The organism is Actinomycetota bacterium (assembly GCA_035765775.1).
In the GTDB taxonomy this organism is placed as follows: domain Bacteria; phylum Actinomycetota; class CADDZG01; order JAHWKV01; family JAOPZY01; genus DASTWV01.
This window is the reverse complement of the sequence record DASTWV010000059.1, coordinates 479,043-500,363: the sequence shown is the minus strand read 5'-3', so window position 1 is coordinate 500,363 and position 21,321 is coordinate 479,043. Positions and strand designations below refer to the sequence as shown.

Sequence of the window (21,321 nt, the reverse complement as noted above, 5' to 3'; positions counted from 1 at the left end):
CCTATGCCGGACAGTGAGGCCGCCAGCCGGCTCGGCCGCTACCGCCTGGGTGAGGTCATCGGTGCCGGCGGGATGGGCATGGTCATGAGCGCCACCGACGAGGTCCTGGGCCGCTCGGTCGCGGTCAAGCTGCTCCGGGACGACCTGACCAGTGACGAGCGGGCGCTGCGCCGCTTCCGCCAGGAGGCCCGGATCGCCGCCTCGCTCTCCCACCCGGGCATCGCCGCGGTCTACGACTTCGTCGAGGAGTCGGCGGGCGGCAAAACCCGCCACGCCATCGTGATGGAGCTGCTGGACGGCCACGACCTGCACACGATTCTGGAGCGCGACGGGGCTCTCGACCCGGCTGCGGCCGCCGGCATCCTGGCCGAGGCGGCCGAGGCCCTGGCCTACGCCCACGAGCGGGGGGCTGTGCACCGGGACGTGAAGCCCGCCAACATCTTCCTCACCCGGGGCGGGGTGGTGAAGGTCACCGACTTCGGGGTTGCCGACGCCGGGGGGGCGGGCCAGCTCACCACGACCGGGGCGCTGGTGGGAACCCCCGACTTCCTCTCGCCCGAGCAGGTCCGCGGCCACCGGGCCACCGCGGCGAGCGACGTCTACTCGCTAGGCTGCGTGGCCTACGAGCTGGTGACCGGCCAAGCCCCGTTCCACGGGGACAACCCGATCGCGGTGGCCACCGCCCGCCTGGACAACGACGCCCCGAGCGTCCGGGCGGTGAACCCGCAGGTGAGCCCCGAGCTGGACGCCGTCATCCGCCGCGCCCTCGCCCAGCAGCCCGAGGACCGCTTCCCCACGGCCGGGGCAATGGCGACGAGCCTCAGGGCGGCGGTGGGGCCCCCGCCCAGCACCGGCTCGGCCGCCCGCGGAGCGATCTCCGGAGTGGTGCCCGTTGCCGTGCCCGGGCACGGCCCCGCGGCTGCCGAGTTGCCCGGCATGCCGCCCCCGGACCCGTCCTCGGCGGTCACGTCCGTCGGGGTGCCCGTGGTGACCCCCGGGGCCGGCCCGGCCGACCCCCACGATCCCGCCTCCGGTGGCGCCACCGTCCGCATCGCCCGGGAGCGGATCGGCGCACCCCCCACCGTGGTCGATCTCCCCGGGCGAGCCACGCCCCAGTGGGGCACGCCGGGGGCGGCCGCCCCGCCCGCCGGGCCGGCCGCCCCGGGCCGGGAGCGCCGCCCCCGCCGGTGGGCGTGGCTCTGGCTGCCCGTCATGGTGATCCTGATCGGGGGGATCACCTACGACATCGCCAAGACGTACCAGCAGGCCACCGCCCGGGTCACCCTGCCCTCCTACACCTCCACCTCCTACACCGCGGCCAGCGCCGCCGCCCGCCACCTGGGGCTCAAGGTCAACGAGTCGGTGACCGATTCTGCGGTCCCCGCGGGCACCGTCGTCGGCTCCCAGCCGGCGCCCGGCGCCCGGCTCCGCAAAGGCGCAACGGTTACCCTCACGGTTTCGCGGGGAAACCTCTTCCACCTCCAGGACGTCACACAAGAGAATGAGAACGACGCCATCAACGCGCTGAAGGTCCAGCACTTGAACGCTGTGGTCAGCCCGAACACGGTGCCCGGGTCGGTCGACAACCAGGTCGCCTCCCAGGACCCGCCTCCCGGCACGCTCATGAAGGCGGGGGACACCGTGACGCTGACCCTGACCGCCGTGCCCGCCCCACCGCCCGACAACGGCAACGGGAATGGGAATGGCGACAACGGCGACCAGTCAGGAGGCTTTCTCTCGCCCCTGCTGAACCAGCTCTTCGGCGGCTCGACGCCCAGCCCGGCCCCGACGCCGCCGGGCAAGCACCACGGGGGGAACGGATGAGCGAGCCGGGGCGCCTGTTCGGGGGGCGCTACGAGGTGACCGGCCCCCTGGCCTCCGGAGGCATGGCCGAGGTCTTCATCGCGCACGACCAGCTCCTCGGCCGGACGGTGGCTCTCAAGATCCTGCACCCCGAGTACGCCCGGGACCGGGCCTTCATCGAGCGCTTCCGCCGGGAGGCGCAGTCCGCCGCCAGCCTCAACGACCCCCGGGTGGTGTCGATCTACGACTGGGGCTCGGACGGCGGGACCTACTTCCTGGTCATGGAGTACGTCAACGGCAAGTCCCTGAAGGAGCTGATCGCCAGCGAGGGACCGTTCACCCCCGAGCGGGCGGAGGAGATCGCCGCCGAGGTGTGCTCCGCCCTCCACTACGCCCACACCCACGGCCTGGTCCACCGGGACGTCAAGCCCGCCAACATCATGGTCACCCCCGAGGGCAAGACCAAGGTGATGGACTTCGGCATCGCCCGGGCGGTCACCGATGCCGGGGCCACCGTCACCCAGACCGGGACGGTGCTGGGGACCGCCAACTACCTCTCGCCCGAGCAGGCCCAGGCGCTCCCGGTGGACGCCCGCAGCGACGTCTACTCCCTGGGGGTCGTCCTGTACGAGATGCTGACCGGCGAGGTCCCGTTCAAAGCCGACACCGCCGTGGCCATCGCCTACAAGCACGTGCGGGAGACGCCGAAGGCACCCAGCGAGCTGAACCCCGACGTGTCCCGGGAGCTGGACGCCGTGGTGCTGAAGGCGCTGGCCAAGAACCCGGAGAACCGCTACCGCTCCGCCGACGAGATGCGCCAGGACCTGCAACGGCTCATGGCGGGCAAGGCGCCGCAGGCGACGCCCCTGCTCCCGGCCGACGAGACGGTGGCCATCGCGCCCGTGCGCGCCACCCGGGAGGTCAGCGAGACCACCGCCATCCCGGCGCTGCCCCTGGAGCCCCCCCCGGAGGGACGGCGGAGCACGGCCTACATCCTGATCCTGGTGCTGATCGCCGCCCTGGTGGTGCTCGGGGGGGCGCTGGCCTACGGGGTGCTGAGCAACAACACGGCCCAGGTGGGGGTGCCCGACGTGACCAAGCAACCCCTCGACCAGGCGAAGCTGACCTTGACCAACAATGGGTTGAGCGCGGTGACCTCCAGCTCCGTGCCCGACCCCACCATCGCGGCGGGCTCCGTGGTGTCCCAGAACCCTCCTGGCGGCACCAAGGCGAAGAAGGGATCGAAGGTGTTCCTGACCGTGTCCAGCGGGCCGTCGTCCGTGCAGGTGCCCGACGTGTCGACCAGCTCGCTGGCCACCGCCATCCAGGAGATCAAGAACCACAACCTCACCGTGGGCACGACCACCACGGAGACCTCGCCGACCGTCCCGGCGGGCGAGGTCACGCGCACCGACCCGTCCGCGGGCACGGCGGTCTCGCCCGGCAGGGCGATCAACATCTACATCAGTGGGGGCAAGGGCGGCAACAACCTGCCTTCCGTCTACGGCGAGGACGCCGCCACCGCGACCAAGGACCTGCAGGCCGCCCAGTTCAACGTCATCCAACAGGCCAGCTGTGACCACACCCAGCCGGCCAACACGGTGATCGGCCAGAACCCGAGCGGGAACCAGCAGGAACAGGTCGGCAGCACGGTGACCATCCAGATCAACTCGGCAAAGCCGATCCCCAACGTGGTGGGCCAGTCCCAGGGGGCGGCTTTCGCCACCCTGCAGCAGGCGAACTTCTCGCCCGCCCTCGCCAACCAGGCCGGACTGCTGGGGTCGAACACGGTGGTCTCGCAGGTCCCTGCAGCGAACGCCTTGGGCTGCGCCGGCGACACCGTGACCCTGACACTCAACAACGGGTTCACGGGCGGGACACCGACCCCCACGCCCAGCGGCACCCCGACCGCCAGCCCGACGCCGAGCCCGACCCCGACGCCGTAGGCCGGGTCTTACGGGTCTGGGACCTGCCGCCTACCCGCGCAGGAATTGCTCAATCATCCCGATGCCGTCCGGGGTAAGGGCCGACTCCGGGTGGAACTGCACCCCCTCCACGCCCAGCTCCCGGTGGCGCACCCCCATGATCACGCCGTCGGTGGTCTCGGCGGTGATGGCCAGCTCCGCGGGCAGCGACGAGCGCTCGATCACCAGCGAGTGGTACCGGGTGGCCACCAGGGGGTTGGGAAGCCCGACGAACAGGCCCGCCCCGTCGTGGAACACCTCCGAGGTCTTCCCGTGCATCACCCGGCCCGCCCGCACCACGACGCCCCCGTAGGCGGTCCCGATGGCCTGATGGCCCAGGCACACGCCCAGGACGGGGATCCGCCCGGCGAAGTGGCGCACGGCGGCCACCGAGCACCCGGCATCCTCGGGCCGGCCCGGGCCGGGGGAGATCACCAGGGCGTCGGGGCCGGTGGCGTCCAGGTCCTCCAGCGTGGCGTTGGCGCGCACCACCACCGGCTCGGCCCCGGCGTCGCCCAGGTACTGGGCGATGTTGTAGGTGAACGAGTCGAAGTTGTCGAGCAGCAGCACCCGGGCACCCATCGGTGCGCCTCAGTATGACGTCGGCAGGATGCTCGGGATCACGTACTCGAACAGGATGAAGAGCACGATGAGCGCCACGATGATCCCGACGGCCCAGGCGGCGACTTTCAGGGGCCCGGTCACGTCACGCTCGCCGGCTCGCCCTGCAGGCTGGCGATCACGATCAGGCGGTGCGACGCCGAGAACGGCGGGGTGCACGTGGTGAGGGTGAGCTGGTTGGTCGGGGTGTCGTCCACCACGGCCACATCGGTGGGCAGCACCGCCTCCTCCTTGGTCACCAAGTAGGTGTACTTCTTGCCGTCGGGCGTCGTGAGGTAGATGGGGTCACCGGCCGACAGCCTGTCCACGTTGCGGAACGGGTGCAGGTACGTCGTGCGGTGGCCGGAGATCACCACGTTGCCCGGCTGGCCCGGCAGGGGGGTGCCCGGGTAGTGCCCGGGCCCCAGCTTCAGATCGGCCACCGACACGCCCTGGACGACGATGATGCTGAGGCCGATCTTGGGGATCTCCAGGAGGGCGACGGCCTGGCTGGCCGGGATCGGGCCCTGCTTGAGCTCGGCGGGCGGCGCGGTGGTCGCGGTGGACGTGGCCGCTGCGGCCGAGGGGCTGGGCGCCGTGGAGACCGTCGGGGTGGGCGTGGCGGGTGCGTGCTGGGCCTGGGCCACCTTGGCCAAGAAGTCGTGCTTGAGCTGGGCCTGATGGTGGGCGGTGATGAACCCGGTGCCGTAGAGCTCGTAGATGATGAAGAGGATGATCAGGCTGCCTGCGGCAATCAACCCACGACCGAACCACCGCAAGACCATACGTCCACAGTAACAGCCGCTTTTTGTCCTTCAGCGGTTTTCAGGCGGCCCAAGCTGCGGCTCAAGCTGCGGCTCAAGTCGTGGGCGACACCCGGCCGATAGAATGCGCAACATGCCCGTCTCGAAGTCCAAGCGGCGCAAGTACCAGCCGCCACCCAAGAAGAACCCGCCGCCGTCGCCCCCGTGGGTGGGAGCCGTGTTCTTCACGTTGCTCGGCCTGGGCTTCGCCGTGATCCTCTCCCGCTACGTGCTGTCGGGGGCGTTCCACTTCCTGGACAAGGACTACCTGATCTGGGTTGGCCTCGGCCTCATCGCCGGCGCCTTCACGGTCGCCACCCAGTGGCGGTAGCTCGCCGTTAGTCGGTGGGCCGCTCGGCTGCGGGGCGGCGCACCAGCAGCATCGCCTCGCCGCAGTGCTTGGGCGCCCGGTCCTTGGCCACCTTCAGCACCGCCAACTCCAACCCGCACATCTCGCACACGTATGCGAGGCGCAGGTTGGGATGGACATCGGTGGGCAGCGGGTCGGGCGGCGGTGGGTTGCCCACCTGGCGGAAGTACGAGACGCCGATCGAGGCAACGACGCTGGCCAGCACCAGCCCGATGACCACCCGGGGGATCGCCGAGCCCACCGACCCCGAGATCAGCCAGATGATCGTGACGACGACCGCGGCGATGAGAACGAACAGCAGCAACTTCACCACCCGGCGGGCGACGTCGGCAACCTGCAGCGGCGGTGGCGCCTCGGTGCCGCCCCCCGGCACGGGATCGAGCGGTCTCTGGCTCATGCCCAAGGATCAGCCGTCGAGCCGCTCGATGATGGTGGCATTGGCCATGCCGCCGCCCTCGCACATCGTCTGCAACCCGTAGCGTCCGCCCCGGCGCTCCAGCTCGTGCAGCAGCGTGGTCAGCAGCCGGGCGCCCGAGGCTCCCAGCGGGTGACCGAGCGAGATGGCCCCCCCGTTGGGGTTCACGTGCTCCTCGAACCATTCGTCATCCACGCCGAGGGCCTTCTTCCATCCCAGCACCACCGATGCGAAGGCCTCGTTGATCTCGACGACGTCGATGTCGCTGAGGGCCAGCCCCGCCCGCTCCAGGACCCGCTTCGTGGCCGGGATGGGGCCGGTCAGCATGCGGATCGGGTCGCTCCCGGCGACGGCGAAGGACACGAACCGGGCGCGGGGCCTGAGCCCCAGCGCGGCGGCTTTCTCCGGGGTGGCAATGAGCACCGCGGACGCCCCATCGCTGATCTGCGAGGAGTTCCCGGCGGTGACCACCCAGCGGATCTCGGGGAACTGCTTGGCGGTGTCATCGGAGAAGAAGGGTGTGGGCAGCGACGCGATCTTGGCCGGGTCGGCGGTGTACCGGATGCCCTCGTCGGTCTCGAAGACCTCACTGCCGTTCGCTCCGTCCACCTTGAGCGGGAAGATCTCAGGGCGGAACCGGCCCTCAAGCGTGGCGGCTGCCGCCTTGGCGTGGGACCGCATCCCGTAGGTGTCGAGGTCCTCACGGGAGAGTTCGAAGTCGGCAGCCAGGAGCTCCGCCGAGACCCCTTGGGGCACCAGGCCGCCCTCGTAGCGCCCCAGCAGGGCGGGCGTGAAGGGGACGCCCATGGCCATCGAGGTGCCGAGCGGGACCCGGGTCATGTGCTCGACGCCGCACGCCACCGCCAGGTCGTAGGCGCCGGCGAGCACGCCCTGGGCGGCGAAGTGGGCGGCCTGCTGCGACGAGCCGCACTGCCGGTCCACCGTGGTGGCGGGGACCGACTCGGGCAGGCCGGCGGCCAGCCAGCCGTCCCGGGCGATGTTCAGGGCCTGCTCGCCCACCTGGGAGACGCACCCGCAGATGACATCGTCCACCATGGCCGGGTCGATGCCGGTCCGGTTCACCAGCTCGTTGAGGGTGGCGGCCAGCAGGTCGGTGGGGTGCCAACCGGTGAGTTTCCCGCCGCGACGCCCAATGGCGGTGCGGACGGCGCCGACGATGACGGCTTCTGGCATGGCGACTGGCCTCCTCTTGAGCGCATTCCCGGGTACGATCCACCATACCGCCCAATGTTGAAGCGCCCAATGAAAGCGCGGGGTAAGCCGAAAGGAGACCGGGGTATGGCTGTCAAGTACCTGTCCGAGCAATGGGCGCAGGAGGTCACGGGCCTTCTCCAGTCCACCGAGGCCGTGACCAACACCATCAAGGGCCAGAGCTTTGCCATCCAGCAGGTGATCACCGATGTCCCCGAACGCGGTGAGGTCAAGTTCTTCGCCAAGGCCACCGACGGGGTACCCGAGGTCGGGATCGGCGAGGCCGAGAACCCCGACGCCACCATCACCGCCACCTACCCGATCTCGGTGTCGATGGACAAGATGGAGCTGAACCCGCAGGTCGCCTTCATGCAGGGCAAGATCAAGATCCAGGGCAATCTCATGAAGCTGATGGGCCTGCAGGGATTCGTGTCCAGTCTCGGCCCCGCCGTGGCCGGCCTCGAGCGCGAATACTGAGCGCTTCTCTCTAACCCACGCACTCTAAGGAAGAGGTCCGGGAGCGGGTCTGGGCCGCACTCCAGGACGCGCGCGCGGCCCGGTTCCCCGGGGTCCGCGGACGGATCCCCAACTTCATCGGCGCCGAGGCTGCCGCGCGGGCCCTGGCCGCCGCGCCGGAATGGGCCGCGGCCGGGGTGCTCAAGGCCAACCCGGACTCGCCGCAGCACCCGGTGCGCATCCAGGCGCTGACCGAGGGCAAGCTCCTCTACATGGCCGTGCCCCGGTTGGCCTCCGGCCGCCCCTTCCTGGCCCTCGACCCGGACCGGCTGGGGCTGGCTGGCCGGGCCGCCATCCGGGCGGCAGCCTCGATCAAGGGCTCCTCGGCGGCAGGTGCGCCGGTCGGCCTGGGCGAGATGTCCCGGATCGACCTCGTGGTCTGCGGTTCGGTGGCGGTCAATCCGGCAGGGGTGCGCATCGGCAAGGGCGGCGGCTACTCCGACCTGGAGTTTGCGCTCGCGCGGGAGGCGGGGCTGGTGGGCGAATGGACAACCATCGCCACCACCGTCCACCCCGTCCAGGTGCTGGACGAGGAGCTGCCGGAGACCGGCCATGACTTCCGGGTGCACCTCATCGTCACCCCCGACGGTGTCCACCGCACCCCGCTCCGGGGCCTCCGGGGCCCTCCCGGCATCCTGTGGGACCACCTGGACGAGGCCAAGGTCGCGGCCATCCCGGTGCTCGCCGCCCTCGCCGCCCGGGCTCACGAGGTGTCGAAAGCCGTCCCAGGCCCCTCCGGGCAGGTCCCAAGGGGCAACGTTTCCTGACGATTTCTGAACACTCTCGGTGAGCGCTGGTCACGCAGAAGAGCGGAAAGGAGCGAAGACTGGCTAGATGCGCCCTCTCCTGCCGTCTTGTGCAGTATCGGGTCCTGGGAGCCGACCCAGCCCGGTCCCGATTGTCGATTTGTGCTCGCCACCCCCGACCCGTTAAATATTGGGGTGCGCTGAGGCTGATGATTTCTGCGTAGCGCGCGTGTGCGGCTCCACGACGAGGTGCACTGGGTGACGGTAAACGATGACTGAGCGGACCCTGGTCGAGGCGGCGCAAGCCGGCCGGTCCGAGGCCACGGTGGAGCTCATAGAGCGCTACTACTCGCGCGTCTACTCGTTTGTCGCCACGCTGCACTGCGGCGATGCCGAGGACCTGACCCAGGAGGTCTTCGCCCGGGCGCTCGGTGCCCTGCCCAGGTTCAACGGCGAGTACCAGTTCGGCGCCTGGCTGATCCAGATCGCCCGCAACGTGTGCATCGACGAGGCTCGCCGCCAGTCCCACCGCCCGCAGCCCACCGATCCGGTCGACCTTGTCGAGCTGGAACCCGCCAACGACCAGCCGGACGACGTCTGGGAGTCCGTGAGCTCGCAGCTGGCTGTCGCCACCGTGCACCGGGGGCTCGCCCGTCTCCCGCAGCGGCAGCGCACGGTACTGGTGCTGCGGGAGCTGGAGGGCATGTCCTACGCCGACATCGCCATCGCCCTGCGGATCAGCACCCGGGCGGTCGAGATCTCCCTGTCCCGGGCCCGCAAGCGCATGCGCCTGGAGCTCAAGCGCCTGGAGCACGCCGAGGGCGAGATGGCCGCCTGCCGCCGCACCGCCACGCTGCTCGCCTCCGACCCGAACGCCCTCGGCCGGGAGGAAGTGGCCGAGCACCTGCGGGAATGCAGCATCTGCCAGTCGCTCGCCCGCCGCCGGCGCCCCGGCCAGGCCTTCCACGCCGCTTGGGTCAGCATGCTCGGTGCCTCCGGGATGGGCATCGAGTTCCTCCGCCGGCAGCTGGAGGCAGGACAGCGTGTGGTGTCCGGTTTCGTGAACACGCCTGGCGCCGGCTCGCTCTCGCCCTTCGCACGCCTGGCCGAGGTGGGTGCCACGATGGTGGCGGCCACGGCGGTCGCCGCGGGCACGCTGGGCGCCGCGGCGCCGGCCCCCGCACGGGCCGTCCCTGCGGCTGCTCCCATCGTCGCCCCGCCCCTGGCCCAGCCGGTGCAGCCCCCGGCCTCCGCGCTGCCGGCGGTGCCGGCGGTGCCGCCGTCCAGGCCGGCTGCGGCCCCGGTCACGCCGGCCACCACGGGCTCCAGTGTCGGGCAGACCCTTTCCTGCGTCAGCACCGGGCTTTCCAAGGTCGGTTCCTCGCTTCCGGCTGTGCCCGCCGCCTTGGCCGCCCCCGGGGCAGGTCAGGTGCTCTCCGAGTTGCTGAGCCCGGTCAACGCCCTGTCGCCCGTGCTCGCCTGCGACCCGGCCCTCGCCGGGGTGGGCCAGGCGGTCACCGGCGTCACCGGAGGGGTCCAGGACCTCGTCAACGGGGTGGAGGGCACGGGGCAGGGTTCGCCCGCCCCTCCCGCCGGCGGCGGCCTGCTGAGCCAGCTTCTCGGAAGCTCGTCCGCCGGGCACTAGTACCACCCGGGCACCGCTCCGCAGACTGCGTCGCGGGCCGGGCATCCCGCCGCCTGGCCCGCCGCCGGGAATGGGTCACATTGCCCCTTTTGCGGGCAAATCGACCGCGATGCCCCCCGCCGCCCATATCATTCGGGGGACATTTGTCCCGCTACCCGGGACGAAAGTCCCCCACCTCAGCGGACGCGGACCGCCGCCCTTCCGGTTGCCGTGCGGCGCCCCCCTCCGGCCGGCATGCCGGCCGGGCGCCGCCCCGGCGGGAAGTAGGATCAGCCGATGCGGCGCGTTCCTGACCGGTGGGGCCTGCTGGCCGTGCTGCTGCTCCTGCTCGGGAGCGCCTGCACCTCGGGCAAGCCCTCCGGCACGCCCGGCACGCCCGGTTCCTCGGCCGCCGTCCCGCAGAGCTTCACGGTCGACGTCGATGCGCAGTCGCCCCAGATCCCCCTGGTGGCCGACGCCTACTTCCCGAGCTCCCTCGAGGTGCACCCGGGAGACATGGTCAGTTTCGTCGAGCGGTATTCCGGCGAGCCGCACACCGTCACGCTCGGGAGCCTCGTCAACCAGTCGATCGGCCAGGTGAGCGGCACCAGCCTGGTGGGCCTGCCGCCCTTCTTCCCAGCGGCGGGCGACCCGGTCCCCTCGGCCGCCCAGCCCTGTTTCCTGGACACCGGCGTGCCCCCGGTCACCCGGGCGTGTCAATCGGGGCCCCAGCCCAGCTTCACCGGGTTCCAGTCGTTCTACAACAGCGGCTGGCTGGCGCAGGGGGCGACGTTCTCGGTGACGGTGTCGGCCAACGCCGCCAGCGGGACCTACCACTTCGTCGACCTCGCCCACCCCACCACCATGAGCGGGCAGCTCCAGGTGGTGCCCCTGTCCCAGCACATCCCGAGCCCGTCCCAGGTGAGCCAGGCGGGCGCAGCTCAGCTGGCCCAGGCGGTCCAGGCGCAGGCGCCCGCCGCCCAGGAGGCCGCCACCGTCACCACCACGCTGGTGGCCGGCATCACCGAATCCAGGGTGACGAACACCTTCGTCGCCGCGCTCGGCCCGGCGAGCGTGACCGCCAGCGTGCGCCAGGTCCTCTCCTGGACGCTGTACGGGGAGCACGCCCTGGCCCTCAACCCGCCCGCCGGGGCCGTCGGCCTTCTGATGGAGGGCGGCAACGGCACCATCCACCTCAATCCCCAGGTGACCACCCGGGTGGGCGGGGTCGCACCCCCGCCCGGGCTCGGCGCCAAGCCGATCACCATGAGCGGCGGGTCGTACTCCGGCAACGCCTTCCACAACTCGGGGCTGCTGGAGTCCACGCCACCCAATTTCATCACCTATACGCTGGCCTTCAGCGCGGCGGGGACGTACAGCCTGCGCTGCCTCATACACCCCTCGATGCAGGAGACGATCACTGTTGGCTGACTTGCCCTATGGTTCCTGGCCCTCGCCGATCACCGCCGAGATGGTGGCCACCGGGGGCGTCCGCCTCGACAAAGTCTCCTGGTCGGGCAACGACCTGTACTGGCTGGAGGGCCGCTCCTGGGAGGGGGGCCGCTACGTCATCGTGCGCCGGGACGCTGCCGGGACCGTCGCCGATGTCTTCCCAGCCGGCTTCAATGCCCGCACGCTGGCCCACGAGTACGGCGGGGGCAGCTACTGGGTGCACGGCGAGTCGGTGTTCTTCGCCAACTTCGAGGACCAGCGGCTCTACCGGGTGGAGCCGGGGCTGGCGCCCACCCCCATCACCGCGGCACCCGAGCTCCTCCGGGGTGACCGCTACGCCGACGGTGTGGTGACGCCCGATGGCCGCTGGATCGTGTGCGTCCGGGAGCGCCACGGGGCGGGCGCCGAGGCGGTCAACGAGCTGGTGATCCTGCCCACCGACGGCTCCGCCGCCCCCCGGGCGGTGGCGGGTGGCCACGATTTCTTCGCCTTCCCCCGCCTCAGCCCGGACGGCAGGTGGCTGGCGTGGACGTGCTGGGACCACCCGAACATGCCCTGGGACGGCACGGTGCTGATGGTCGCCTCGCTGGCCGGGGACGGGACCGTGGGCGAGGCCCGCCCCGTGGCCGGCGGACCCGAGGAGTCGATCTTCCAGCCCCAGTTCAGCCCGGCGGGCATCCTGTATTTCATCTCCGACCGGACCGGGTGGTGGAACCTGTACGCCGACGCCGTGCCCGGCCAGGAGGCGCGTCCCGTGGCGCCGATCGAGGCCGAGCTGGGCGTGCCGCAGTGGGTGTTCGGCCTGTCCACCTATGCGTTCCTGGCGAGCGGCGCCCTGCTCTGCCTGGTCGGGGGTTCGGGCGGGACCCGCCTGTGCCGGGTGGCTGAGACCGCGGAGCCGGAGGCGGAGCGCCGGACGACCACCTACGAGGACCTCGGCCTCCCGTTCCGGTCCTTCAGCCCGGCGCAGCTGGTGGGCGGCGGCGGTGGCCTGGCCTTTCTCGGCGGGAGCCCCGAGCGGGGCGTCGCCGTCGTGGCCTACGAGCCGGTGTCGGGGGCGACGGAGATCGTGCGGGAGAGCCTCTCGGTGGAGGTGGACCCGAGCTACATCTCGGTGGCCGAACCCATCGCCTTCCCCTCGACCTACCCGTCCGAGGGGGCCGTCGGCCATGCGCTCTACTACCCGCCGGTGAACCCGCACGTCTCTGCGCCTGCCGAGGAGCGACCCCCGCTGGTGGTGATGAGCCACGGCGGGCCGACCTCGGCCACCTCGTCCCAACTCCGCCTGGAGACCCAGTACTTCACGTCCCGGGGATTCGCCGTGGTGGACGTGAACTACGGGGGGAGCACCGGCTACGGCCGGGCCTACCGGGACCGGCTCAAGGGGCGCTGGGGCGTGCTGGACGTGGACGACTGCATCGGGGCGGCGCAGTACCTGGTGGAGCGGGGCGACGTCGACGGGAAGCGCCTCGCCATCCGGGGGGGCAGCGCCGGCGGGTACACGACCCTGTGCGCCCTCACCTTCCGCGACGTCTTCTCGGCGGGGGCGAGCTACTACGGCGTGGCCGACGCCGAGACCCTGGCCCAGGACACGCACAAGTTCGAGTCCCGCTACCTGGACTCGCTGATCGGCCCCTACCCGGAGGCGGCCGAGCTCTACCGGGAGCGCTCGCCGATCCATTTCACCGACCGGCTCTCGTGCCCGCTCATCATCCTGCAGGGTCTGGAGGACAAGGTCGTCCCGCCCGCCCAGGCGCAGGAGATGGTGGCCGCCCTCCAGGCGAAGGGCCTGCCGTTCGCCTACCTGCCCTTCGAGGGCGAGCAGCACGGCTTCCGCCGGGCGGAGACCATCCAGCGGGCGCTGGAGGCGGAGGCCTACTTCTACGCCAAGGTATTCGGCTTCTCGCTGGCCGACGACGTTGACCCGGTGGCGATCGAGAACCTGCCCGAGTAGGCGTTCTGACCACGGGCATGGAGTTCCGGGGACTATTTTCCGCCAAAAAGACGGCAAAAAGTCCCCAGAACCGGAGCTGAAACGTTCCAATCCCCCACCGCTCCCACCGCCCCAACTTCCGGCAGCGCGTGGATGTCGACCGCCAAGCGCCCGACCGTAGCCCGGGCAATCCTCCAGCCCAGAGCGCGTTGTGCCGATATTCCTGGGTAGGAGACCCTTGGGATGGACGCGTTTGGCATCGTGAGCATTGCGGGACTGGCAGCGGTCTCCCTGGTTGCCGCTGGGGCGGTTTCGGACTTCCGTCGCCACGTCGCCCGCCCGAAGGAACCCCCCCACCACCACCGCCTGCGCCGCCGCCGTTAGGAGTTAGGGCCCCGGGGGCACCGTGCCTCCTCAGAGCTTCTTGTAGAGGATCGCCCGCTTCACTTCCTGGATCGCCTCGGTCACCTTGATGTGGCGGGGGCAGGCGTCGGTGCAGTTGAACGTCGTCCGGCACCGGAACGCCCCCCGCCGGGCGCTCAGGATGTCCAGGCGCTCGGCGGCGGCGCCGTCCCGGGAGTCGAAGATGAACCGGTGGGCATTCACGATCGCCGCCGGGCCGACGTAGGTCTTGTCGCCCCAGAAAATCGGGCACGACGTGGTGCACGCCGCGCACAGGATGCACTTGGTGGTGTCGTCGAAACGGGCCCGCTCAGCCGGCGACTGCAGGCGCTCCCGGTCCCCGTCGCCCTCGTCGGCAGGGATCAGCCAGGGCATGACCGCCCGGTAGCCGGCGAAGAAGGGCTCCATGTCCACGATGAGGTCCTTCTCCACCGGCAGCCCCCGGATCGGCTCCACCGAGATCGGCTGGGCCAGGTCCCGGCACAGCACCTGGCAGGCCAGGCGGTTGTGGCCGTTGATGAGCATGGCGTCCGAGCCGCACACCCCGTGCCCGCACGAGCGGCGCAGCGCCAGGGTGCCGTCCACGTACCACTTGACGTAGTGCAGCGCGTCGAGGACCCGTGCCCTGTCTTCGACCTCAGCCCGGTAGTCGGCCCAGTGCGGCCGCTTATCGACCGACGGGTCGAAGCGGGCGATCCGCAGGTCGACCAGCACTGATCTCTCGCTCCGCTCCGCCCCCGCCGCCTAGCTCATGGCCTCGAAGCTGTCCAGCATGCCCCACCAGGCGTCGAGGGCCAGGGCGGCCGCCTCCCGGGCCTGCTCACTCTCCACCAGGCCGCTGCGCAGGCTGGCGGCGTGCTCGTGGTCCAGGGTGGAGTGGACGTCGAAGAACTCAAGCGCGGCCGGGTCGGTGATGCCGTAAAAGCGCCGCAGGCCTTCGCCCTTCGAAGCCGCCACCGCCGGGAACTGCGCTTCGTAGGCGTACAGGGCGGCGAGGGCCTCCTCGGCCCCCCGGTCGCACAGCGATTCGTAGGTGTAGACGAGGTTGGCGGTGCGGGGCATGAGCTCAGCGCCCTCCACGTCCTCCCGGCGAAGGCCGAGGGACTCGGCGAAGCGCAGCCACAGCTCGGGGTGGGGGTGCGCGCCCCCGGCCTCGTCCTGCAGGTTGTCGGCGAGGGATGCCTTCACCGGCCCGTCGGGGAAGTGGGCCATGGCCTTCTGGAGGAACGACGGCAGTGCCGACTCGTAGGCGTAGTACTGGACCGCATAACTGCGGAGCACGTCCAGGCTCACCTTGCCCTTCTGCCACCGCTGGTAGAAGGGGTGCGTCAGCAGGTGCTGCTCGTCGATCATCCGGTCGATGCCCACTCCGGCTCCTTTCTGTTCGCCGTCCTTCCTGCCCTTCCTATACAGCTCAGTACTTCCGTTCCATCGGCTGGTAGTGCGTGACGGTCACCGGCTTGTACTGCAGCCCGATGCTACCGTCTGGCCCCCGCACGGCCAGGGAGTGCCGCATCCAGGCGGCGTCGTCCCGGCGGGGGAAGTCCTCCCGGAAGTGCCCGCCCCGGCTCTCGGTGCGGGCGCGGGCGGCCACGACGGTCACCTCGGCGAGGTCGAGGAGGAAGCCGAACTCGACCGCCTCCAGGAGGTCGGTGTTGTACACCGACCCGTGATCGTCGATGCCCGCCTTGGCGTAGCGGGCCTTGAGCTCCTGGATGATGCCCTCCGCCTCGGCCAGCGAGGCCTCCGACCGCACCACCCCGCAGCACCGCGTCATCTCCTCCTGCAGGCGCTCCCGCAGGGGGGCGATGCGCTCGGCCCCTTCGCCCGGGGTCCGCTCCGTCAGGGCCTGGATGAGGGCCGTGGCCCGGGCAGCCGGGTCGGGTGGGAGGTCGGGGAGGGGCCGGGTGGCGGCGTGCTCCGCCATCTGGATGCCTCCCCGCCGGCCGAACACGATGATGTCCAGCAGCGAGTTCGTGCCCAGCCGGTTGGCCCCGTGGACCGAGACGCAGGCGCACTCGCCGGCGGCGTACAGGCCGGGGACCGGGAGGCCGTCCCCGCCGAGTGCCTGGGCGTGGACGTCGGTGGGGATGCCGCCCATGGCGTAATGGGCGGTGGGCTGGATCGGCACCAATTCCGTGGTGGGCTCGACGCCCAGGTAGCGCCGGGCGAACTCGGTGATGTCGGGCAGCTTGGCCTCGATCACCTCGGGGGCCAGGTGGCGGATGTCGAGGTGGACGTAGTCCTTGCCGTCCACGCCCCGCCCCTCGGCGATCTCCTGCACGATCGCCCGGGAGACCATGTCCCGGGGGGCGAGATCCTTGATGGTCGGGGCGTAGCGCTCCATGAAGCGCTCGCCCTGGCCGTTGCGCAGGATCGCCCCCTCGCCCCGGGCGGCCTCGGACAGGAGGATCCCCATCCCGTAGATGCCGGTGGGGTGGAACTGGAAGAACTCCATGTCCTCCAACGGGATGCCCCGCCGGAGGCACACAGCCGGCCCGTCGCCGGTCAGGGTGTGGGCGTTGGAGGTGATCTTGAAGACCTTGCCGAAGCCCCCGGTGGCGAACAGGACCGACGCTGCCCGCACGATGTGCAGCCGGCCGGTCTTCAGCTCGTAGGCGATCACCCCCCCGCAGGCGCCCGCCTCGGTGACGATGAGGTCGAGCACGAAGAACTCGTTGAAGAACCGCACCTGGTTGCGGGAGCACTGCTGGAAGAGGGTCTGCAGGATCATGTGGCCGGTGCGGTCCGCCGCGTAGCACGCCCGCCGGACCGGGGCCTCGCCGTGGTTGCGGGTGTGGCCCCCGAACCGGCGCTGGTCGATGCGCCCCTCGGCTGTGCGGTTGAACGGCAGGCCCATGCGCTCCAGATCGATGACCGCGTCAATCGCCTCCCGGCACATGATTTCGGCGGCGTCCTGGTCCACCAGGTAGTCGCCGCCCTTGATGGTGTCGAAGGTGTGCCATTCGGCCGAGTCCTCCTCGACGTTGCCGAGGGCGGCGCACATCCCGCCCTGGGCGGCGCCGGTGTGCGAGCGGGTGGGATACAGCTTGCTGACCACGGCGGTCGAGGCCCGCTTCGAGGCCTCGAGGGCCGCCCGGAGGCCGGCGCCGCCCGCTCCCACGATCACGCAGTCGAAATGGTGCTCCTCGACAGCGGAGCCGCGGGCGGAGCGCCTGGCTGACGACACCGGGGCGCTACTTCCCGGCCATCGTGGCGGCGTTGAAGGTCACGATGGTCAGCGTCCCGACCGAGAGGAACACGAAGGTGGCGGTGTACAGCACCGCCTTTAGGAGGACCCGCCACCCGTCCCGGTGGACGTAGTCGTGGATGACGGTGCGGGCCCCGTTGGCGCCGTGCAGCAAAGCGAGGGCGAGCAGCAGCCAGTCGTAGCTGCGCCAGAAGATGCCGTGCCAACGGGCGGCGACGAAGTCGAAGTCCACCCGCTGGATCCCCCCGCCGAAGACGTGCATGATCGCCAGGTGGCCCAGCACCAGGAACACCAGCAGCACGCCGGAGATGCGCATGAAGAACCAGGACCACACCTCCCAGCTGGACGGGGAGATGCCCGAGGGGAAGTGGCGCTCGTAGACGTCCTGGACGGTGGCCATCGCTACACGTAGGGCTTCAGCATGATGATCGCCGAGGGGATGAACAGGGCCGCCGAGACGAGGTTGGTAGCCAGGGCAAGCTGGCGCTCGTGAGCAGCGCCCCGGTCCCAGAAGTCGATGAGGATCACCCGCAGCCCGTTGAGCGAGTGGTAGATCACCGCGCCCACCAGGATCACTTCGAGCGGTTGGAACCAGACCTTCTTGTAGATGTTGATGATGGAGTCGTAGTGGTGCTTGCCGAAGCCGATGAGGGCGGTGTCGAGGATGTGCAGGAAGAGGAAGCCCAGGACGAACAGCCCGCTGCCCCGGTGCAGGATCCAGGACCACATGCCCTCGCCGCCCTGGTAGCGGCGGCGCCGGTAGGGCTTGGTGTCCCTACGCCGTTCCCGGGTCCCGCCTGCGGTCGGGGTCATCAGGGGGAATATAACGCCGTGCCCCATCCCAATGAGGATCTCCTGCGGTCGCTGTACGAGCGGCTCCACCGCGGCGACGTGACCGGCTTCCTCTCCGGGTGCGCCGACGACGTGGTCTTTTCCGTTCCCGGCCACGCCGCGGTGAGCGGGACCTTCACGAAGGCGACGTTCGCCGGCATGGCCCGGGCCGCCGCCGTGGCCGAGCCGGGGAGCTTCCGGGAGGACATCGTCGATGTCATCGCCAACGACGAGCACGGCATCGTGCTGCTGAACCACCGCCTCCGCCGGGCGGGGGTGGCGTTCGCGTACCGCACCGCCCACGTCATGACCTTCTCCGGCGGGCTCATCAGCTCGTGGTGGGAGCACCCGGGGAGCGTGGCGGAACTGGAGGCTGCCTGGGGGCCGGCGCCTCGCGAGCCCTGAGGGGCCTTCCGCACGGCAACGGCCCGAGCTCTCGCCGTTCCCAGCACCCGCCGAAATTCGGGCGCCGTCAGCTCACGCGTATCGTCTCCCTGAGAAAAGGTCGTGACCACGCCCCCGCTTGGCAAGTAGCGCAGGCACTAGCTCGTGCGCCAGGTGACAACGATGCCCGGCCTTCGCATTGGAGCAGTCAAGTCGAGACGTATTGCCTCTCTGTCGATGCCGCGGGCCGTGATCTCATCGATCAGGTCAGCAGCTTTCCGCATAGCTCCCGCAGTGGTTTCGGCTTCGAGCACCACCCGCTCCCAGGGTCGCTTCGCGCTGTGCACTGTCTCCTCCTATCCCCAGACAATGCCCGAAGCGTACGTAGGAGGTGTGACAAAAAAGGCTGCGCAAGACCAAGCTACGTGCCGAGCAACCCCAGGACTTCTGTCACCCTGCCGTGGATCGCGGCGGCGAAGGCGTTGAAACTCATCGTGGGCTCCGGGTATTCGACAGACGCCGTCGCTGGATCCGAGAAGAGCAGACAGACCGCATTCATATCGCCTTCGAGTCTTAGTCGTGCGAAAGCGATCTGGTAGCGATCCAGGTAGTTTGTGTCCTGAAAGATCGGGTCGGTCGGCAAGATCGGGGCACCTCTACCGCTGGGGCACCGGCGACTGTCCTGGTGGTCTTCCAGCAACATCAGGTAGCCAAACCAGGGACGGATATCGCCAAGCAAGTTCTCGCGGGCCGCCCGCCAGATATCTAGGCTCTGACCGACCATTTCCTCAATACGGTTGTTCTGGTTGTTGCCAAACGAACCAACATGCGATTTGAGTTCGATGATCGCGACGACCCGGTGCTTGTAGGTGATGACCACGTCCCAGTTCTTGGCAATCCTGTAGTAGCCGGGCAGGACGCTGCTTGCAACCGGCGTGTCCATTCCCGCATCGGCGAAGACCTGCCGGATGAGGGCGGCGAGCGCGTTGAGATGCTGGCCGCCGGTGACGGCGCCCCGCGTTCCGGCATCGGTGACGCCTCTGGCTCTCTGCTCTGTCGCCTGGCGATTTCGGGTCGCCCAGAAGAACTCGATCGCCTCAGCGAAACGTGGCTCGTAGTCGGGAAGCGCAGCCGTCATAGCACCTCCGAGAGCGTCGAAACCGAGACGCCGTAAAGCTTGAGCGCGATTCCGGTCGCTCGCTCAACGTCGCGATCTTCGAATGCGTCGGCGAGAGCTTTTCGATCCACCTCCCCGATGCCATCGAACGGCGGAACGCAGATCCGGCGCAAGTATTGCGCCTGGAATCGCTGAGTGCCTCCGCGCATCTTGACCGCATAGGTCTTGATGAATAGATCTGCGATCTGCGATAACAGTAGGCCCCCCAAGACCTCCAGCGGCCACACGTCGGAGACGACGTAATAGAGATTGTGGTGCGGGTAGTAGCCGCCTCCCTCGTACACCGGTCTGCTAGTCATCTTCATATCTGGGAAGAGCAGCTTTGGACGAACGGTTATCGAATGGTCGACCCGGTCGATGGTCTGATACCAGGTGCTGAAGTGGCGCTTCCTTCCCCTGAGGGCTTCGGCCTTCGCCTCGAAGTACGACTTCAGCCGGGGATAAGCGCCGAGGTCCACCAAGCCGCCTAGAGGGTGAGTGCGGGTCGGAGGGTCATCGCTTACCCATGGATCGACCAGGTAGTGACCCGACCATTCGAACCGGTCCTGCTGCGTATCTCGCACCATGGAGAGTGGAAGTAGTCGTTCGGCTTCGACCAGCTCGGGATCCTTCGTAACGAAAAGACTGTCGGCCCCGGTGGCCACGCCGATCCGCACGCGGGTCCGCCTGTCCGAACCTTCGAGGGGAGGAAAACGCTGGGCAAGATCGGTGACCAGAGCCAGGCGCTCTGGACGGCCGCCGGGCCACCCTTCAGTCCCGGTGAACCAGTGCGGGAGTTGGGCGACTTCAAAGGCGTCTGTCCGCTTCGGCTTCGAGCGGGCTCCCTTAACCCACCGGACAAGTGCACCAGCGTCCTCAGCGCCGAACGTTGCCGTCGTGTCGGCAATGATCGACGAGCCCTGGGGAAGACGTCGGATCATAGTGACGGCTGGGTATGCGCTCACTTCTTCCTCGAAGGCGTCCACGTTGTGCATCACGATGGTCGTATCAACCGAGAAGTGGTCCCCGATCATCGCTCGCAGCTTCCCGCCGTAGTGGTTGTGCATCCAGCGGTCGGCGCAGATGAACCCGAGCGTGCCGCCCTCTTTGAGGGCCCGCAGACCAGTCTCGAAGAACGCAATGAACAGGTCCGCACGACCCCCCATCGCCGGACACGCCTGCCTGTAGGCCTGAAGGCGGGAGGGTGCCATCTCCTCGGATCGGACATAGGGCGGATTGCCGAGCACAAAGTCAGCCGTTCCCCCTAGGTCCTTGCCCAGGATGAAATCACCTTCCTGAACCCATCTATTGGTGAGAGAGGCTGCCTGTGCAGCGCTCCAGTCATCACCGATTAATACCTTGGCCATTCCAGCTCGCGCCTGCTCGACGTGCCCAGGCATCAGGTCGGTGGCGTGGATGGCACCCGCCGCTTCCTTGATCGAACGACCGTGAAGGCGGCACGATTCGCTGAGTCGGCGGACCATCGGGAGGAGGAATGCGCCAGTTCCGCATGCTGGTTCAACAGCTCGAAGTAGAGCGAGGTCCGCATCGGCTGTGTAGCCAGCTAGGTCGAGGATGAGCTCAACGACCCATGGCCGTGTAAAGACCTCGCCGTGGCTGATCGTTACGTCGGCCTTCGGCTCGTGGTCCCCGGCCACAAAGTCTGACCAAGCTTCCGGAAGCAGCGACGGCTGGTAGAGGAGGTCCGCCATGGGGCCGAGCGTACCAATCGCCTGCGACAACGAGACGGATTTGAAGCGCGATGGGCTCCGCATTGTCGAGCTTCCTTGATGGATCTGACCACACTCTTGCGCTTTGTTTCGGTCTGCCCTATCTCCCAGATGGCGATCTTGCGCAAAAATCTCCTCTCTGTGAAGCCAGCGCGGGTCAATCCGGCAC

Annotated in this window: 20 protein-coding genes and 1 pseudogene; 10 read left to right on the top strand and 11 right to left on the bottom strand. The window is 69.5% G+C overall.

The genetic code is table 11. The features are described from left to right. The first annotated feature begins 3 nt into the window (after positions 1-3). Both VFW71_16145 and pknB read left to right on the top strand, forming a co-directional pair. Complete coding sequence (locus VFW71_16145) at positions 4-1,824, top strand: protein kinase (GenBank protein ID HEU5004294.1); 1,821 nt, start codon at positions 4-6, stop codon at positions 1,822-1,824. Then, on the top strand, positions 1,821-3,749 hold the full coding sequence (pknB, locus tag VFW71_16140; protein HEU5004293.1) for a Stk1 family PASTA domain-containing Ser/Thr kinase: 1,929 nt from the start codon (positions 1,821-1,823) through the stop codon (positions 3,747-3,749). Before VFW71_16145 ends, pknB begins: the two co-directional genes overlap by 4 nt. Before the next feature lie 30 nt (positions 3,750-3,779). Here the strand turns inward: pknB and VFW71_16135 are convergent, their stop codons facing one another. After that, a complete protein-coding gene (locus VFW71_16135) occupies positions 3,780-4,349 on the bottom strand; it encodes an aminodeoxychorismate/anthranilate synthase component II (GenBank protein HEU5004292.1) in 570 nt (189 codons plus the stop codon). 119 nt (positions 4,350-4,468) lie between these two features. Beyond that, the gene (locus VFW71_16130) at positions 4,469-5,152 is read right to left on the bottom strand and encodes a class E sortase (protein ID HEU5004291.1); all 684 of its coding nucleotides are present in this window, start codon (positions 5,150-5,152) and stop codon (positions 4,469-4,471) included. A gap of 112 nt (positions 5,153-5,264) precedes the next feature. Here VFW71_16130 and VFW71_16125 point away from each other — a divergent pair, with 112 nt between their 5' ends. Continuing rightward, positions 5,265-5,501 (top strand): cell division protein CrgA, encoded by a 237-nt coding sequence (locus tag VFW71_16125; protein HEU5004290.1) that lies wholly within the window; start codon positions 5,265-5,267, stop codon positions 5,499-5,501. 7 nt (positions 5,502-5,508) lie between these two features. Here the strand turns inward: VFW71_16125 and VFW71_16120 are convergent, their stop codons facing one another. After that, entirely contained in the window at positions 5,509-5,937 is a 429-nt protein-coding gene (locus VFW71_16120) for a hypothetical protein (protein HEU5004289.1), read from the bottom strand. Between the two features lie 9 nt (positions 5,938-5,946). Continuing rightward, on the bottom strand, positions 5,947-7,149 hold the full coding sequence (locus tag VFW71_16115) for a thiolase family protein (GenBank protein HEU5004288.1): 1,203 nt from the start codon (positions 7,147-7,149) through the stop codon (positions 5,947-5,949). 105 nt (positions 7,150-7,254) lie between these two features. Here VFW71_16115 and VFW71_16110 point away from each other — a divergent pair, with 105 nt between their 5' ends. The 6 genes and pseudogenes from VFW71_16110 (at position 7,255) to VFW71_16085 (ending at position 13,822) form a co-directional block, all read left to right on the top strand. After that, positions 7,255-7,644 carry an SCP2 sterol-binding domain-containing protein gene (locus VFW71_16110; protein ID HEU5004287.1) on the top strand — a complete coding sequence of 130 codons (390 nt, stop codon included), beginning with the start codon at positions 7,255-7,257 and terminating at the stop codon, positions 7,642-7,644. A gap of 23 nt (positions 7,645-7,667) precedes the next feature. Next, positions 7,668-8,450 (top strand): annotated as a pseudogene (locus VFW71_16105) (5-formyltetrahydrofolate cyclo-ligase). A 250-nt stretch (positions 8,451-8,700) separates the two neighbouring features. Beyond that, a complete protein-coding gene (locus VFW71_16100) occupies positions 8,701-10,074 on the top strand; it encodes an RNA polymerase sigma factor (GenBank protein ID HEU5004286.1) in 1,374 nt (457 codons plus the stop codon). A 276-nt stretch (positions 10,075-10,350) separates the two neighbouring features. Next, positions 10,351-11,484, top strand: coding sequence for a hypothetical protein (locus tag VFW71_16095; protein ID HEU5004285.1), 1,134 nt, complete (start codon positions 10,351-10,353; stop codon positions 11,482-11,484). Further along, positions 11,477-13,459 carry a prolyl oligopeptidase family serine peptidase gene (locus VFW71_16090; GenBank protein HEU5004284.1) on the top strand — a complete coding sequence of 661 codons (1,983 nt, stop codon included), beginning with the start codon at positions 11,477-11,479 and terminating at the stop codon, positions 13,457-13,459. Before VFW71_16095 ends, VFW71_16090 begins: the two co-directional genes overlap by 8 nt. Positions 13,460-13,681: 222 nt before the next feature. Then, positions 13,682-13,822, top strand: a complete 141-nt coding sequence (locus VFW71_16085; protein HEU5004283.1) for a hypothetical protein — start codon at positions 13,682-13,684, stop codon at positions 13,820-13,822. Between the two features lie 30 nt (positions 13,823-13,852). On the opposite strand, the gene VFW71_16080 is transcribed toward VFW71_16085, so the two are convergent. The 5 genes from VFW71_16080 to sdhC are packed head-to-tail and all read right to left on the bottom strand — an operon-like array spanning position 13,853 to position 17,864. Next, positions 13,853-14,554, bottom strand: a complete 702-nt coding sequence (locus VFW71_16080; protein ID HEU5004282.1) for a succinate dehydrogenase iron-sulfur subunit — start codon at positions 14,552-14,554, stop codon at positions 13,853-13,855. Between the two features lie 30 nt (positions 14,555-14,584). After that, on the bottom strand, positions 14,585-15,208 hold the full coding sequence (locus VFW71_16075) for an iron-containing redox enzyme family protein (protein ID HEU5004281.1): 624 nt from the start codon (positions 15,206-15,208) through the stop codon (positions 14,585-14,587). A 46-nt stretch (positions 15,209-15,254) separates the two neighbouring features. Then, a complete protein-coding gene (gene sdhA, locus VFW71_16070; GenBank protein ID HEU5004280.1) occupies positions 15,255-17,030 on the bottom strand; it encodes a succinate dehydrogenase flavoprotein subunit in 1,776 nt (591 codons plus the stop codon). Positions 17,031-17,037: 7 nt separating this feature from the next. Further along, positions 17,038-17,451 (bottom strand): succinate dehydrogenase, encoded by a 414-nt coding sequence (locus tag VFW71_16065; protein HEU5004279.1) that lies wholly within the window; start codon positions 17,449-17,451, stop codon positions 17,038-17,040. A gap of 2 nt (positions 17,452-17,453) precedes the next feature. Beyond that, the gene (gene sdhC / locus VFW71_16060) at positions 17,454-17,864 is read right to left on the bottom strand and encodes a succinate dehydrogenase, cytochrome b556 subunit (GenBank protein ID HEU5004278.1); all 411 of its coding nucleotides are present in this window, start codon (positions 17,862-17,864) and stop codon (positions 17,454-17,456) included. Positions 17,865-17,882: 18 nt separating this feature from the next. Between sdhC and VFW71_16055 the strand changes: the two genes are divergently transcribed. Then, positions 17,883-18,287, top strand: coding sequence for a nuclear transport factor 2 family protein (locus tag VFW71_16055; protein ID HEU5004277.1), 405 nt, complete (start codon positions 17,883-17,885; stop codon positions 18,285-18,287). A gap of 400 nt (positions 18,288-18,687) precedes the next feature. Here the strand turns inward: VFW71_16055 and VFW71_16050 are convergent, their stop codons facing one another. Both VFW71_16050 and VFW71_16045 read right to left on the bottom strand, forming a co-directional pair. After that, positions 18,688-19,404 (bottom strand): PaeR7I family type II restriction endonuclease, encoded by a 717-nt coding sequence (locus tag VFW71_16050; GenBank protein HEU5004276.1) that lies wholly within the window; start codon positions 19,402-19,404, stop codon positions 18,688-18,690. After that, positions 19,401-21,134 (bottom strand): N-6 DNA methylase, encoded by a 1,734-nt coding sequence (locus VFW71_16045; protein ID HEU5004275.1) that lies wholly within the window; start codon positions 21,132-21,134, stop codon positions 19,401-19,403. Before VFW71_16045 ends, VFW71_16050 begins: the two co-directional genes overlap by 4 nt. Positions 21,135-21,321 lie beyond the last annotated feature (187 nt).